We start from the raw sequence: 14,559 nt of genomic DNA, 5'->3' as shown, positions 1-14,559 counted from the left end.
CGTGGGTCGCAAGAAGGATGGGGGAGAGGGCAAGGCCAAGGCGGCCAAGCCGCACTCGCCCGAGCGCTTCGGCCTCGGCGCCCTGTTCGGGGTGGGGATGTTCGTCCCCGCCGCGATGCTCGTCCAGGCCGGCAACCTCTCGATCGACCAGGCCGTCCTCCGCTTCGGCCTCGCGTGGCTGGCCGCCGTCGTCGGTGTCGGCATCGTCGCCTCGACGCTCCACAACCCCCCGGCGCGTGCCGCTGCACCATCTCGCGTCCCGGTGGCGGCGCCCGTGGCCGAGATGGCGCCGGAGCCCGCACCCGCCGACCCCGCCCCCGGCACCCCCTGACGCCCTGCGCGTCACCACATCTCGGGATCACCCCGAGATGTCGACGAGACAAGATCTCCGAGCCGGGGCCTCGCGGACGAGCTCGTGTGCCAGCCCGGATGCCCCGAGCCGGCGCCCCGCGTGCGAGGTGAGGTCCGACCCCGCGAGGGTCGACTGTCACCTCGACCGGATGACCTGCGCCGACGACGGTCACGACCCGACCGGAAGCCACGCAGGCGGCCGTCGAGCGGCCGATAGAGTGTGGGGCCGTCGGCCTCCCGGGCCGACCCGCTGGCGTGGCGCAACTGGTAGCGCACCTGTCTTGTAAACAGGGGGTTGGGGGTTCGAGTCCCCCCGCCAGCTCTCTGACCCACTTGGGCATGCGGGCTGTACCGCACGACAGGCGCAGCTCGGGATAAGAGCAGTTCGCCGCCGCACCGTCCTAGATGAAGCACCCTGGCAAGTGCCGCCCCGGTGCGACGAAGTCCTCGGTCAGTTTCATGGTGAGTCAGCCGCGTCTTTCCGCCGCCAGTCGACCGCCAGCGGCAGCGGCCGGCCCCCCTCAGACGTAGTAGCCACTCCTCAACAACGGCCCCATCCCGCACTGGCCCCTGGTTCTCGAGAGCCAGGGGGCCAACGCGCTCAGAGTCGTTGGCTGTTCGAGCCGGCGCTGACTCAGGAGGCGAACACCACGGTGTTGTCGACGTAGTGCCCGGTCACGGGGTCGATGTCGCCGCTGCACGTGATGAGGCGCAGCACCGGGCCGGGGGCGGGCCCGTAGACCCGGTCGGTCGGGAAGTCGTCCTTCGCGAAGGTCTCCAGCCGGCGGACGGTGAAGGTCACGGTCGTGCCGTCGCGCCGCTCGACCTCGATGGCGTCACCGGGCTCGAGCTGGCGCAGGCGGTAGAACACGGCCGGCCCCTCGTGCGTGTCGACGTGGCCGGCGATGACCGCGGGGCCGCGTTCTCCGGGCGCCGGGGCACCGGTGAGCCAGCCCGCGAGCGCCGGGTCGGTCGGCACCTGCATCGTCCCGTCCTTCGCGATCCCGAGGTCGATGAGCCGCGACTCGACCCCGATGGCGGGGATCCGGATGGCCACCGGCTGCTGCGCCGCGGGCGTGTCGGAGCCGGCCGCAGGCACCGGGATGGACGCGTCGTTCGAGCCCGCGTCGCGGGCCTCGTCACCGCCGGCGGCGTCGCCCGCCCCGGACGGCGTGGCGTCCGGCGACGGCGAGGCCGGGACCGGGGCGGCGCTGCGCGCCGGGAGGGGTGCCAGGCTCGCCGGCTCGGGGTGCGTCGCCGCCCGGGCCGCGAGCGCGACGCCACCGACGAGCGCCAGCGCGGCGAGCACCGCCGCGACCTTCGCGAGCGGCCGCACCGCGGGGACCGAGCCGCCACGGGCGAGCACCGCACGTCGTCGGGCCGCCGGGGGACGACCGATGCCGACCGCCCAGCCGGTGACCCGCAGCAGCGCCTCGAGGACGATGCGACCGCTCATCTTCGAGGTGCCTTCAGCGCGCTCGGTGAACGTGATGGGGACCTCGAGCAGGCGCAACCCCAGCCGGCGGGCGACGTACGTCGACTCGATCTGGAACGCGTACCCCTCGCTGACCAGGCTCGTGGGGTCGATCGTCTCGAGGGCGGCGCGCCGGAAGGCCCGGAAGCCGGCGGTCGCGTCCCCCACCCCGAGCCCGAGGGCGATCCGGACGTAGAGGTTGCCGCCGCGGGACAGCAGCTGCCTGGACAGTGGCCAGCCATGCGTCGCGCCGCCGTCCACCCACCGCGAGCCGATGACGAGATCGGCGTCGGCGAGGCCGTCGAGCAGCGCGGGCAGCCGCGTCGCGGGGTGCGACAGGTCGGCGTCCATCTCGACGACGGCGTCGTACCGGCGCTCGAGCGCCCACGCGAAGCCGGCGCGGTAGGCACTGCCGAGCCCGCCCTTCCCGCTGCGGCGCAGCAGGTGCAGCCGGGGCTCGTCGGCGGCGAGCGCCGCGACGAGGTCGGCCGTGCCGTCCGGGCTGCCGTCGTCGACGACCAGCACCTCGGTACGCGGGTCGGCGGCGAGCACCCGGGTGACCGCGCGCTCGACGGACTCCCGCTCGTCGTAGGTGGGGACGACGACGAGCGCGGACGTCACGGGGGTGGTGTCGGGGGTCATCGGGTCTCCTGGTCCCGGCAGGTGATGCCGAGCGTCGTCGGGTCCTCGAGGAGGTCCTCCCCGAGGGCGGCCCAGGCCGCGCCGTAGTAGGTGCTCGCCCGGGTGTCGAGGTCGGCGGCCGCACGCAGCAGCTCGCCGGCCGGGCCGGTCTTCCCCTCGGCGTCGCTGACGGCGGCCGCCGACACGAGCGCGACGGGGTGCTGCCACTCGACCGTGGCGGTGCCGCCGAGGTCGTAGACGCCGCGGACGTCGGCGGTCGCGGTGGGCACCGCACCGCCGAGCCGCTCGACCAGGGCGCGGTCGTCGGTGTCGCACGACACCGCGTACCGGACGGCGACGCGCTGGGCGTCGAGACCGTGGGCGACCTCGCCTCCGCCGGGCGGGGGCATCGCGTCGACCGTCCCGTCGGCCCGCACCTGGGCCCAGTCCGGTGGGAGCGGCGCCTCGTCGAGCAGGGCGCCGAGCACGGCCCGGTCGCCGTCGGCGAGGTCCGCCCAGCGGGCGTCGCCGGTGGCCCGGCCCAGCACGGCGTACGCCGCGGGGGCCGAGTAGCTGGGGTTGACCCGGTAGGGCTCGGTGTCGGCCCACTGCCCGGCGAGCAGGACCCGGCCGAGCGAGGTCTGCGCCGTCTCGTGGTCGAGCACCGCCGCGGCGAGCGCCCTCCCCGCGGACGCGAGGTCCGACCGGCCGAACCGCTCGCCGGCGACGACGAGGGCGTGGGCCGCGTCGACGTCGGCGTCGGCCGCCGAGTTGGCGTCGACGACGGCGCCGTCCGCCCACGTCCACGACAGCAGGCCGTCGGGACGCAGGAGGTTCGCGCGGGTCCAGCCCCAGACCCGGTCGAAGGTCTGCTCGTCGTCGTCCGCCGCGGCGAGGAGCATGGCGTACGCCTGGCCCTCGCTCACGGTGTCACCACCCTGGTCGCGGCGGACCACCCTCCCGTCCGCGTCGACGTAGGCGTCGACGAAGCGGGCGGCGAGGTCCGGGCCGGCGGGCAGCGCCGACCCCGAGGCCGACGGGGCGGCCGTCGGGGCGGCGGACCGCGGGGTGTCCCCGTCGGGGGACCACCCGGTCACGACGAGGGCCAGCACCGTGGCGACCGCCACGGAGAGGACCGCGACGAGCGCGAGCGGGCCCCGGACGGACCGCATCAGGCGCGGCGCGTCGACAGGAGGGAGGAGCGCCGACGCACGGCCAGGACGAGGAGGAACGACGCACCGGCCGCGGCGAGACCGAGACCGCCGAGCAGGGTGGTGTCGGCCGGGCGCGTGGCCATCCCGCCGCCCCCGGTCTGCACGCCGTCCTTCGGGGCGGTCGCGACGCCCTGTGCGTCCACGACCGGCTTGAGGGCGACGCCCTCGCCGTTCGCGGAGTCGAGGACGAGGAGGGTGTAGACGCCGCCGCTCGCGAGGTCGACCTTGCCGGTCGTGCTGCTGCCCTGCGTCGCGCGGCCGGCGCTCGTCGTCGTCGTGCTGACGTTCAGCGTCCACGGCCCGTCGGGCACCGCGGCGTACCCGGTGGGGGTGCCGAACTTCGCGTCGTCGGCGACCGTCGGGCCGTTCTGCGCGGCGACGGTGACGGCCGACGCCCGCGTGGCCGCCGGGAGCAGCCGCACGCTCGCGGTCCCCGCCTTCGGCGGGCGCAGGTCGTCGGAGAGGACCTGGATGCGCGGCGAGCTCTTGGTGCCCAGCGCAGCCAGCGTGTACGCCTGGTCCGCCTTGGCGTCGACGGTGCCGGTGAGGACCGGCGGGGCGTCCGCCGCGGCGCCCGCCGGGCGGACGGTGACGGTGTAGAGACCCTGCGGGACCTGGCGGTAGTCCCCCGCCGTGCCGTAGCCGGCCGCGGGCTCGACGACGCGGGCGCCGTCCTTCTGCTCGGCCTCGGGGACACCGGGCTTGGTGACGTCCCCGGCCGCCGCGCCCGCGAAGGGCACGAGGCTGATGGTCATCTTCCCCATCCCCGGGACGAGGTGCGCGGCGCGGACCCAGGCGGTGGCCATCCCGTCGGCGGCGGGGGCGGGGGCGGCGGACGCCGAGGGCGCGAAGGCGCCGAGGGCGACGGCCACGGCGGCCGCGAGGACCGCGAGGACGCGGGGCGCCCGGTGTGGCGTGGTGGTGTGCATGGTGTTCCTCTCTCCGGGGGCGGTCAGGACGCGCGTGGCGGCCCTGGTGGAACGGGTCGGGGTGGTGGCGCGGCGGGTCATCGGGTCGACCGGGGCCAGGACAGGACGAGGGCCGGCGGGGTGTCGCTCCCGGCCTCGGTGAAGCGCACGTCGGCGCGGTAGGGGGCCGGGCGGTCAGCGGACAGGCGCGCGACCTCGGCCGCCGCTGACGAGTCCCGGACGGCGGCGTCGCCGTCCACCTCCGTGATGGTCACCGTGCGGCGCGCGGCACCGGCCGCCTCTTCCGGGGCGGGCTGCGGCAGCGCCTCGAGGCTCAGCGTGTGCTGCGCTCCGAGGGAGGCCAGCACGGTGAGCAGGCGCGGGTCGACCCGGCCGGACAGGAGTGCGTCGCGCGCGGCCGTCGAGGTCGTGATGGCCGGGTTGGCGACGAGCTGCTGGCCCGCAGCGGCCGCCGCGGCGCGCTGCTGCTCGAGGACCTCGGGGTCGGTGCCGGCGCGCTGCACCCGGAGGACCTCGACGCGGCGCTCCCCGGTCCCGAACGCCGCGACCGGGACGCTGCGCTCCAGCGCCTCGGCGAGGGTCGGGAACGAGCGGGGGTCGCTGCGGACGGAGTCGGTCGAGACGACCCACTGGTAGGCGTCGGCGCCCTTCGGGACGGCCGGGTCGGTGTCGGGCTTGTAGAACCAGACGACGTCGCCGCGGGCGCGGCCCTGCTCGACGAGGTCGACCCACAGCGCGTCGTCGGTGAGGATGCGCTCGCCGGTCGGCACGTTCTGCGCGATCCACGCGGTCGCGTCGGTCATCGGCTGGTCGAGCGGCGCGATCATCAGGCCGCGCAGCTGGCCGGCCCAGGCGGGCGTGGCGACGGCGGCGAGGCCGAGCCCGACGGCGACGAGCGCGCCGGCCGCCACGCGGCCGACCCGGCGTCCCGCGAGGCGGGTCGGCCGGTTCTCCCAGAGGGTGGTCGCGACGCCCGCGACGAGCAGCGCCCCGAGCGGCAGCAGCGCGACGACGAACGGCACGGGCAGGTACCCGGGGCGGACGAGCATCGCCAGCAGGATGGCCATCGCCGCCGCGAACGGCCGCAGCCGTCGGACGGCGAAGGCCAGCAGCGTCGCGACGACGGCCACGGCGGGCAGGACGGTGTCGAGCTGCAGCCAGATGGAGACCGTGCGGTGGCCGAGCGACTCGGGGTCGAAGATGCTGCCGCTGCTCTCGCGGCCGGACAGCTGGTAGAGCACGCCGCCGAGGAGGCTGGTGCGGCCCTGGCCGGGGACGACCTCGCCCTTGAGCGCGGCGAAGAGGACGTAGAAGGTGCCGATGAGCACGAAGAGCGTCGCGGAGACCGCGACCGCGTAGCGGCGGGTGCCGCCCCGGCTGCGGCTCCACAGGAGGTAGGCGAGCACCGGGAAGAGGAGGAAGGTCGTCTCCTTGGACAGCACGGCGACGGCGAAGCAGACCGCGGCCGCCGCGAAGGCGCCGAGACGCCGCCGCGGGCTGAGCGCGAGGACGAACGCCCCGAGGAGCCACGGCGTCGCGACGTTGTCGAGGTAGACGGTGCGGTGGAACTGCACGGCCAGCGGCGACAGCGTGAAGAGGGCCACCGCCAGCCCGGCGCCCCAGCGGGGCATCCGCAGCCGGCGCGCGAGCACCCAGAGGAGCGCGGCGCTGACGAGCGCGAGCAGCACCATGAGCTCGCGGCCGGCGCCGACGGCGTTCGGGGCGCGGTCGAAGGCGCCCGTCAGCTCGGTGTACAGGGCGATCTGCAACCAGCCCAGCGGCGGGTGGTCGTACCAGTACGTGTAGTGCGTCAGCTCGCCGAGGTGGAAGACGGCCCAGGCCTGGGCGACGTACGTACCCTCGTCGTCGATGCGCTGCGGCGCGCTGTAGAGCCCGATGCGCATGACGACGCCGGCGAGGACGAGCAGCGGCGCGAGGACGACGAGGTCGCCGCGCGGGTCGGTGGCGCGGGACCAGGCCCGGCGCAGCCGCGAGGTCGCGGGCGTCGCGTCGTCGGGAGCGACCCCGGTGGTCGTGGTGGGGCGGTCGATGACGGTCATCAGGAGGCCTTCCGCTCGGCGAGCTCGACGACCGGGGCGAGGGCCGGCGCCGGGGTGCGGTGGAGGTTGCTGTGCTCGGTCTTCTCCCAGCCGCGCTGGCCGCGCTTCTCGCGCCAGACCGCGCGCACGGCGGCCCCCGCGAGGAGCACCTGGTAGGGGAAGGCCCCGAGGACGAGGACGGCGTAGTCGCGCAGCCGGACCTTGACGTCGTAGGCGCGGCCGAACTCGTGGAGGCCGGCGGCCTCGACGGCGAGCGTGACGAGGGTCGGCACGAGCGGGAGGAAGGTGACGAGGCTGACCCAGGTCGGGACCTTCGCGAAGAGGACGAGCCCGAGCGAGACCGGGATCATCAGGCCGGTGAAGGCCTGGAGGAACGGCATCGAGAGCGTGTAGCGGGCCAGCAGCCGCTGGCGGGCGGTCGGCAGCTCGCGCCAGACGCCCTTGGCGAGCACCTGGAGGAAGCCCTGGTTCCAGCGGGTGCGCTGCTTGATGAGCGACGGGAGGGCGCCGGGGGTCTCTTCGCGGGTGACGAGCTCGGGGTCGTAGGCGACGGCGACGGTGGCCCCGCGGGTCGAGACGCGCACGCCGATCTCGCAGTCCTCGGCGAGGCACTCGGGGTCCCAGCCGTCGACCTCGCGCAGCAGGTCGGTGCGCATGAAGACCGTGTTGCCGCCGAGCGGGATGAACCGCTGACCGGCGTGGAAGTGCAGGCGGCTGCGGAACCAGAAGTAGTACTCGAGGCAGTTGCGCATCGACCACCACGTCGTGTGGACGTTCATCAGCTGCACGCCGCCCTGGACGATGTCGGCCTTGGTCTCGTGGAAGCGCGCGTCGATGTGCGCGAGGAGGTCGCTGTGGACCTCGTCCTCCGCGTCGAAGACGCCGACGACGTCGCCGGTCACCTCGCGCAGTGCGGTGTTGAGGGCCTTCGGCTTGTTCTTGGGGACGCTGGAGTCGACGACGACCCGCACGCGGCCGGGGTGGCGCCTCGCGGCGGCGTGCGCGACGGCGGCCGTGCCCTCGTCGTCGTCGCCGACGATCGCGATGATCTCGAGGTCGCCGTAGTCGAGCGCGCTCAGGGTGTCGAGGGTGTCGCCGAGCACGGCCTCCTCGTGCCGCGCCGGCACCAGGAGGCTGAAGCGCAGCGGCTTCTCGCGGCTGGAGCGGCCGCCGAACCGGGTCGCGCGCAGGCCTTCCGGCGTGCGCCAGGCGTGCAGCATCCACGCGAGTGTCGTGAAGGCCACCCCGGACAGGACGAGGGACACGAGGACGAGCAGGAGCACGCCGGCCCAGCCGAGCACGCTCGACGGGTTCTCCGAGGTCGGCACCCGGTCCGTCACCTCGACCGGTGCCGGGCCCGTCGACGGGTCGCCGACGGCGGGGATGCCGCCGCCCAGCGGGTCGGCGAGCGAGCCGCCCTGCTCGGGGAGCACCGGGCTCGGGGTGGCCTCCGAGGAGACCGCCGGGCGCGGCGACTCGACGGCCAGGGCCGCAGAGGTCGGGAGGAGGAGAGCGAGGGAGGACAGGCAGACGAGAGCGATGCGAAAGCGCACGGGAGACCCCTGCTGATCGGTTGCGGGTGACGTCCGGCGCCGGTGCCGGGCGGCGTCACGCCCCTGCTACAGAACGCGACCGGTCACGCAGTGCTTCGGAGCCGAGGTGCGACCGGATTGGTCCGTGTCGCACATCAGGACCATCGGCTGATCCAGGCGTCAGGAGTTCGGCGCTGTGCAGCGGCACACGAGTGTGCGGCAGGCCCCCCGGCTGGACTGCCGTCGCGGGTGATCACCAGGTGGTGGTCCATGGCTTCCTGCAGGGCCCGAACCCCACGGGACCGCCCGTCGCGGGGTCGTCCGCACACACGCTCATCGGCCAGGAGCGGGCACTTCCACCTGCGTCATCCCGTCGGGCCCGGGCTCCCCGCGGCGAGGTGGTCCCGCAGCGTCGCCATGACGAACTGGTGGTCGGCGAGCTGCGGCAACCCGGAGACCCCCATCCATCCCACGACACCGGCCCCTCGGACCCGCAGCGGGACGGCCCCGCCGGCAGCGGCGAACCGCGACGTGGGCAACGCGAACTTCTCGGCGAGAGTGGTTCCCTGGTCCTTGCACAGCCGGGCGACGTACAGCGACGAGCGTTCGAACCGCATCACCACTCGCCCCTTGCGTCGCAGCCACTCGTTGTTGTCCTGCGTCGACCCCGGCAGCGCGCAGTGGAACAGCTGACGCTCCCCACGCCAGACGCCGATCGCGATCGGCAGGCCCTGCTGCAGACCGGCGTCCACCGCGTGGCAGCCGAGCTCGTAAGCCGTCCGCTCGGTGAGCCCGGGCAGGACGATCTCGTCCTCCGCTCGGATGAGTTCTTCCACTGTCGGCCACTGGTCCATGGCCCCATCATCGGGCACCTCGACCAGAGGGTGCTGCGTCTCATCACGCCGGCGAGGGCGAGGGTGGCCGTCATCGGTGACGCGCCGCCCCGGGTCCGCCGATGTGGGGTCCTCCCGTGGTGAGGCCGCGAACCCTCCGCTGAACAGCCGTTGCGCGCCGGCCGGGGTTCTCGCACCGCTGCGGATCCGTGCGGGCCGGGTCGATCGCCCCACGAGGGCCCACGCCCCCTGTAGCCGTGGCCATCCGGGCCGAGGCGCGATGTGAAAGTCTGCTGCTTCGGCGCTCAAGACGCCGAACTGCTTCGGAATCAGTAGGCGGATGTGGCGTTCCTCGACTCATCCGTTCGGCCGATGTTTGCCGTGAAGATCCAGAAACGGAGCGCGAACAGTAAAGGCCCGGTAAAGTCGTCGTCAGCAGGAAGGAAGGACCGAGGGTCTGCAGGGGCCCGACGAACACCGTTCTGCGACAGCCCTCAGGGCTTGGCAGGGAAGCCACCCGAGATCCTCGGGAACACAAGTGAATCCAGCAGTTCGGGTCGATGCTCACCCACTCCGGCAGGGCGGAGGACCGTGAGCGCAGGCCATCCACCCAGGGCGCAGGGGCCCGCGGTGGGACGGACTCCAGGCCGGGCGGCCTGGCCGGGCTCCGCAGGGGGAGCCGACGCCACAGCCGCCGGACCGACACCACGGCGCCCCGTCCGACCACCAGGTCGGGCGGGGCGCCGTGCTGCGTGCCACGGCCTCTGCGCGACGGCAGCGCCCGGTGGCTGCGCGGAGTCGGCCGGCGCCGCCTCGCGAGCTGCGGCTCAGACGGTGGCGGTCGTGGTCGCGCTCGTCGTGGCCGTGTTGGCGTCGGAGGGGTCGGTGCTCGTCGTGCCACCGCCGGACGAGTCGTCCGGGCCGTGGCCTCCTCCGGGTCCGTGGGTGTTGGCGGTGACGGTCTTGAGGTCGGCGCTCACCTCGTAGAAGACGGGGCTGCCGTCCTTGGTGCCGAGGGCGTCGTAGGAGCCGTCGGGGTCCTTGCGGACGGTGTCGATGGTGGCGGCGGAGTCCTCGGCCTTGACGGCGGCGATGACCTTGTCGGACTCGCTGCCGGTGACGGCGGTGTCCTGCGACCCGCGCCCGTGGTCACCCGACGACGCCGAGGCGGAGGTGGAGGGGCTCGGGGACGCGGTCGAGTCCTCGGCGGCCGAGGCGATGCTCGCGCCGCCGAGGGCGATGGCGCCGACGGCCGCGAGAGAGGCGGCGGCCAGGCCGATGGTCTTGGGTCGCATGGGGTGCTCCTGGGGTCGGTCGGCGGCCGGGTGGCCGCTCGTCACCTCAGGTTCCGACGGGCACCTGTCGCGGGCCTGTGGCCGACGTAGTCCTGACCCGAGCAACGCACGCGGCCGAGCACCGCTCCGACGCGGCCGTCAGGACGGGTCGACGGTCCGGCTGCGGTCGGAGTGCAGGAGCCCCAGCCGGGAGGCGACGGCGACGGCCTCGAGCTTCGAGTGCGCGTCGAGCTTCACGAAGATGTGCTGGACGTGGTTGCGCACCGTGTTGGGGCTGATCTGCAGGCGGGTCGCGATGTCGCGGTTGGACCATCCGGCCCCCAGCAGCTGGAGGATCTCCGTCTCCCGTCCGGACAGGTCCCCGCCCGGCACCGCGGCCCGACGCCCGACGAGCGCGCCGACCATGTCGGGGGAGACCGGCGTCTGCCCCTCGAGGACCGCGTGGACCGCGGCGATGACGGTCCCCACCGACTGGCGCTTGGTGACGAACCCGTCGCTGCCCGCGTCCATCGCCTCCCACAGCACGGAGCGCTCCTCGGACGCCGTGAGCATGAGGATGCGCGCGGCCGGCGCCGTCCGGCGGAAGGTCGTGACCATGCTCGCGCCCGCCCCGGGCGGGACCCGATGGTCGAGGATGACGACGTCGGGCCCGGTCTCGGCCGCGGCGCTCAGCCCGGCGTCGAGCGTCGCGCAGATGCCCACGACCTCGAAGCCGCTCGCGGTCAGGCTCTCGGCCAGCAGCTCGGCGAACATCTGGTGGTCGTCGACCAGCAGCACCTTCGGCCTCGGTGACACCCGACCCCCCACGCGTGGATACTGATGCCCCGGCGACGGTGCCGGGAGCGTGCTGCCGACTTTCCTCACTCCGGGAGAGCGATGCAAGGGATCATCTCACCCGAGGCCGGGACCGAGACCGACGTCGGCTCCGTCCCCCGGCCCCGCGTCGTGCGCGCCGACGAGGTCGCCGGCCTGCGCCGCTCCTCGCCGCACACCCCCATCGTCGCGCTCGTCGACGCGTGCGCGCCGGACCAGGCCGTCGCGGCGCAGCTCGCGGGCGCGACGGTCGTCGTCCCCTGCGGCGACCCGGCCCACCCCGACCTCGGTGTGCTCGGCGCGGCCTGCGAGGCGGCCCGGGCCATCGTCGAGCGCACCGAGGTGGCGCGGACCACCGTCCAGTCGGCCGCGCACTCCGTCGCGACCAACGCCTCGGCCGTCGCGATGGCGGCCCAGCTGCTCGAGGTGGGCGAGCCCGCCCGCCGCAAGGGCCAGCTGCGCCGGTTGGCCGACGAGGGCGCCCGGCTGGCCTGGCACGCGGCGCGGGGGACGCGGTCGGCGAGGCCGCCCCTGGAGGTCGTCGACGTGGCCGACGTGGTGGCGACGGCGCTGCAGGACACGACGGGCATCGCGGTGCGGCTCACGAGCGACCCCGCGGCCCACCCGGGGTCGCTGCTCGTGCTCGGCGACCGCATCGGCCTGCTCAACGCCCTCGACCGGGTCCTCGAGAACAGCCGGTACGCGGGCGCCGAGGAGGTCGAGGTGCGGGTCGCCGGAAGCCCCGACGGCACCCGCGTGGTCCTCGAGGTCCGCGACGACGGCTGCGGGCTGCCGGCCGGCTGGACCACGGAGACGGCCTGCGCCCCCTTCGCGAGCGGGTGGGACGACCCCCGGGACGGGCTCGGCCTCTGCGAGGTGAACGAGCTCGTGCAGGACCACGGCGGTCGCCTCGTCCTCGTCGACCGGCCGGGAGGTCGGGGCGTCGTCTGCCGCCTCGAGCTGCCCCGGTCCGGCCACGACGGCCCGGTGCCGGCCGTCGGTGGGCGGGTCGACGCCGAGCTGACCCTGGCGGCGATCCTCGAGAAGATCGCCCGGCGCGAGCCGCTGACGGCCGTGCTCGAGGATCTCGGGCTCGTCGTCGAGCAGCGGATGCCCGGCGTGCGGTCCTCGATCCTCCTGCTGGACAGGGACGCCGGGACCCTGCGCCACGGAGCGGGCGGCCGCCTGCCGGACCCCTACCGGCGGCGGATCGACGGCGTGCGCATCGGGCCGTACGTGGGGTCGTGCGGGACGGCGGCCTTCACCCGGACCGAGGTCGTCGCGCACGACATCGCGACCGACGTCCGCTGGGTCGACTACCGCGCGGCCGCGCTGGAGCACGGGCTGCGCGCCTGCTGGTCGACGCCGATCGTCGACGACGAGCGCGACGTCGTGCTCGGGACGTTCGCGGTCTACCACGACCACCCGTGGTCGCCCGATGCCTCGGCGACCGCGCTCATCCAGCGCCTGACGCACGCCGCGGCCATCGCCATCCGCACGAGCGAGCTGCACGCCCAGCTCGTCGAGAGCGAGGCGCTCTTCCGCAGCACCTTCGAGACGACGGGGCTCGGCATCGCCCTCGTCGACCCGGCCGGGGTGGTGCGACGGGCCAACGCGGCCCTGCAGTGGATGACGGGCCACGACCCGGTGGGGCAGGCGTTCGTCGACCTCGTCGCGAGCGAGGACGTCGCCGCCGTCGGCACCTGGCTCGCCCGGTCCGTCGAGCGCGGCGTCGCCGTCGGGCCGGGGACGCCGGAGGTGCGCATCGTCGGCTCGCGCCACGAGCCACTCCCGGCGGCGATGAGCGGCACCATCATCTGCGCGGAGGACGGGTCGCCCCGCTTCGTCTGCGTCGAGCTCTTCGACCTGACCGAGCGTCGACGGGTCGCTCAGGCGAGGCGCAACCAGGTTGCGGCAGAGGCGGCGAGCCGCGCGAAGAGCGAGCTCGTGGCGCTCGTGAGCCACGAGCTGCGCACGCCGCTCAACGCCGTCATGGGGTTCGCGCAGGTGCTCCAGACCGTGGAGCTGCCCCCGGCCCGTCAGCGCCAGAGCCTCGCCCACATCCTCGGCGCCGGCCAGCACCTGCTCGCCACCATCAACGACCTGCTCGACCTCACCGGCGCCGAGACCGGGCAGCTGCACCTCGTCCCGGAGCCCGTCAACGCCATGACGGCCTGCCGGGACGCCCTGAGCATCCTCGCGGCGCTCGCCGACGAGCGCTCGATCGAGGTCGTCGGCCCGCGGGGCCGGGCCGACGCGTGGATGGCCGCCGACCCGCACCGGCTCCGACAGGTGCTGCTCAACGTCGTCGGCAACGCGATCAAGTTCACGCCCCGAGGGGGCACCGTGACGATCGAGGTGGACGAGGGGCGGATCACGGTGCAGGACAACGGCCCCGGCATCGCCGCCGAGCACTTGCCCCACCTCTTCACTCCGTTCCACCGCGCCGGCGCCGCGGCGGGCGAGGGTTCGGGGCTGGGGCTCGCGCTCTCGCGGCAGCTGGTGCTCGCGATGGGTGGGAGCCTCGCCGTGGTGACGCAGGAGGGGGAGGGCAGCACCTTCGCCATCTCGTTGCCGCCGGTGAGGGCCGACGGGGCCGACCGGCCGGATCCCGAGGACCCGGTGCGTCGGCCGCCCGCGCACGACGCACCACCGATCGGGCGCGTCCTCCACCTCGAGGACGACCCGGCGAGCCGGGCTCTCATGGCGTCGGCGCTCGAGGTCTGGCCCGGGGTCGAGGTCACCTTCGCGTCGTCGTGCGCCGCCGCCCGGCACCTCCTCGCGACCGGCCCCGCGCCGGACGTCGTCGTGCTCGACGTGGAGCTCCCCGACGGGACCGGCTGGGACGTGCTCGCCGGCGTCGTCGAGTCCCTCGGTGCCGCGGCGCCGGCCGCGGTGGTGCTCACGGGCGGCCCCCTGGACGTCCCGGACGGCGCCTCCCCGGCTGCAGTCCTCGGCAAGCCGGTCGTGGTCGACGCGCTGCGGGCGATCCTGCGCCGCCACCTGCGGACCACGCCGACCTCGGTCGGCCGCAGCGCAGCAGAGGTCGGCTCGTCAGCGGGGTGACATCCGGTCGAGCAGCTCGGTCAGCTCGGCGATGTCGACGGGCTTGCGCAGGCAGTGGTCGGCGCCGAGGGCGCGCGCCCGGGCCAGGTCGCGCACGTCGGTGACCCCGGAGATGGCCAGGACCGACACCGCGGCGAAGCGGGCGTCCGCCCGGATCTGTGAGATGAGCCGGTACCCCTCGTCGCGCCGCGGCCCCGCGACGAGGTCGGTGATGACGAGGTCGGGCAGCGGCTCCAGGCCGAGGCAGCGGAACGCCTCCTGCGGCTGCGCGAAGGTCCGGTGGGGGTGGCCGGCGGACTCCAGGACGACCTCCATCATCTGGAGCGTCACCTCGTCGTCGTCGACGACGTACACGTACATCCGCTGGTCCG

The 14,559-nt window shown here is 74.8% G+C and carries 11 protein-coding genes and 1 tRNA gene; 3 read left to right on the top strand and 9 right to left on the bottom strand.

The features are described from left to right. Window position 1: 1 nt before the first annotated feature. A complete protein-coding gene (locus HL663_RS00925) occupies window positions 2-331 on the top strand; it encodes a hypothetical protein (RefSeq protein WP_173026635.1) in 330 nt (109 codons plus the stop codon). Window positions 332-600: 269 nt separating this feature from the next. Further along, window positions 601-673 (top strand) — tRNA-Thr (locus tag HL663_RS00920). A 312-nt stretch (window positions 674-985) separates the two neighbouring features. Here HL663_RS00920 and HL663_RS19430 read toward each other — a convergent pair. From HL663_RS19430 to HL663_RS00880, 8 genes are all read right to left on the bottom strand, one after another. Further along, a complete protein-coding gene (locus tag HL663_RS19430) occupies window positions 986-2,467 on the bottom strand; it encodes a class F sortase (RefSeq protein WP_173026634.1) in 1,482 nt (493 codons plus the stop codon). Next, on the bottom strand, window positions 2,464-3,618 hold the full coding sequence (locus tag HL663_RS00910) for a glycosyl hydrolase family 8 (RefSeq protein ID WP_173026633.1): 1,155 nt from the start codon (window positions 3,616-3,618) through the stop codon (window positions 2,464-2,466). Before HL663_RS00910 ends, HL663_RS19430 begins: the two co-directional genes overlap by 4 nt. Further along, complete coding sequence (locus HL663_RS00905) at window positions 3,618-4,589, bottom strand: DUF4397 domain-containing protein (RefSeq protein WP_173026632.1); 972 nt, start codon at window positions 4,587-4,589, stop codon at window positions 3,618-3,620. Before HL663_RS00905 ends, HL663_RS00910 begins: the two co-directional genes overlap by 1 nt. Window positions 4,590-4,666: 77 nt before the next feature. Next, window positions 4,667-6,649 (bottom strand): ArnT family glycosyltransferase, encoded by a 1,983-nt coding sequence (locus tag HL663_RS00900; protein WP_173026631.1) that lies wholly within the window; start codon window positions 6,647-6,649, stop codon window positions 4,667-4,669. Next, complete coding sequence (locus tag HL663_RS00895; protein ID WP_286175831.1) at window positions 6,649-8,202, bottom strand: glycosyltransferase; 1,554 nt, start codon at window positions 8,200-8,202, stop codon at window positions 6,649-6,651. Before HL663_RS00895 ends, HL663_RS00900 begins: the two co-directional genes overlap by 1 nt. Window positions 8,203-8,546: 344 nt before the next feature. Beyond that, window positions 8,547-9,035: a heme-degrading domain-containing protein gene (locus HL663_RS00890; protein ID WP_173026630.1), complete on the bottom strand. Its 489-nt coding sequence runs from the start codon at window positions 9,033-9,035 to the stop codon at window positions 8,547-8,549. Between the two features lie 806 nt (window positions 9,036-9,841). Next, window positions 9,842-10,309 (bottom strand): hypothetical protein, encoded by a 468-nt coding sequence (locus HL663_RS00885; RefSeq protein ID WP_173026629.1) that lies wholly within the window; start codon window positions 10,307-10,309, stop codon window positions 9,842-9,844. A 138-nt stretch (window positions 10,310-10,447) separates the two neighbouring features. Beyond that, window positions 10,448-11,086, bottom strand: a complete 639-nt coding sequence (locus HL663_RS00880; protein ID WP_173026628.1) for a response regulator — start codon at window positions 11,084-11,086, stop codon at window positions 10,448-10,450. A 99-nt stretch (window positions 11,087-11,185) separates the two neighbouring features. Here HL663_RS00880 and HL663_RS00875 point away from each other — a divergent pair, with 99 nt between their 5' ends. Then, window positions 11,186-14,188, top strand: a complete 3,003-nt coding sequence (locus HL663_RS00875) for an ATP-binding protein (protein ID WP_173026627.1) — start codon at window positions 11,186-11,188, stop codon at window positions 14,186-14,188. Here HL663_RS00875 and HL663_RS00870 read toward each other — a convergent pair. Then, the gene (locus HL663_RS00870) at window positions 14,177-14,548 is read right to left on the bottom strand and encodes a response regulator (protein WP_173026626.1); all 372 of its coding nucleotides are present in this window, start codon (window positions 14,546-14,548) and stop codon (window positions 14,177-14,179) included. The two genes, HL663_RS00875 and HL663_RS00870, sit on opposite strands and share 12 nt — an antisense overlap. Window positions 14,549-14,559 lie beyond the last annotated feature (11 nt).

Source organism: Arthrobacter sp. NEB 688 (genome assembly GCF_013201035.1).
Lineage (GTDB): Bacteria > Actinomycetota > Actinomycetes > Actinomycetales > Dermatophilaceae > Phycicoccus.
The sequence above is the reverse complement of the archived record's forward strand: the minus strand, read 5'-3'. Positions and strand labels throughout refer to the sequence as shown.

What these genes read in the sequence shown, in the direction of transcription:
- HL663_RS19430 (WP_173026634.1), bottom strand. Translation starts at nt 2,467, where the DNA reads ATGACCCCCGACACCACCCCCGTGACGTCCGCGCTCGTCGTCGTCCCC.
- HL663_RS00910 (WP_173026633.1), bottom strand. Translation starts at nt 3,618, where the DNA reads ATGCGGTCCGTCCGGGGCCCGCTCGCGCTCGTCGCGGTCCTCTCCGTG.
- HL663_RS00905 (WP_173026632.1), bottom strand. Translation starts at nt 4,589, where the DNA reads ATGCACACCACCACGCCACACCGGGCGCCCCGCGTCCTCGCGGTCCTC.
- HL663_RS00900 (WP_173026631.1), bottom strand. Translation starts at nt 6,649, where the DNA reads ATGACCGTCATCGACCGCCCCACCACGACCACCGGGGTCGCTCCCGAC.
- HL663_RS00890 (WP_173026630.1), bottom strand. Translation starts at nt 9,035, where the DNA reads ATGGACCAGTGGCCGACAGTGGAAGAACTCATCCGAGCGGAGGACGAG.
- HL663_RS00885 (WP_173026629.1), bottom strand. Translation starts at nt 10,309, where the DNA reads ATGCGACCCAAGACCATCGGCCTGGCCGCCGCCTCTCTCGCGGCCGTC.
- HL663_RS00875 (WP_173026627.1), top strand. Translation starts at nt 11,186, where the DNA reads ATGCAAGGGATCATCTCACCCGAGGCCGGGACCGAGACCGACGTCGGC.
- HL663_RS00870 (WP_173026626.1), bottom strand. Translation starts at nt 14,548, where the DNA reads ATGTACGTGTACGTCGTCGACGACGACGAGGTGACGCTCCAGATGATG.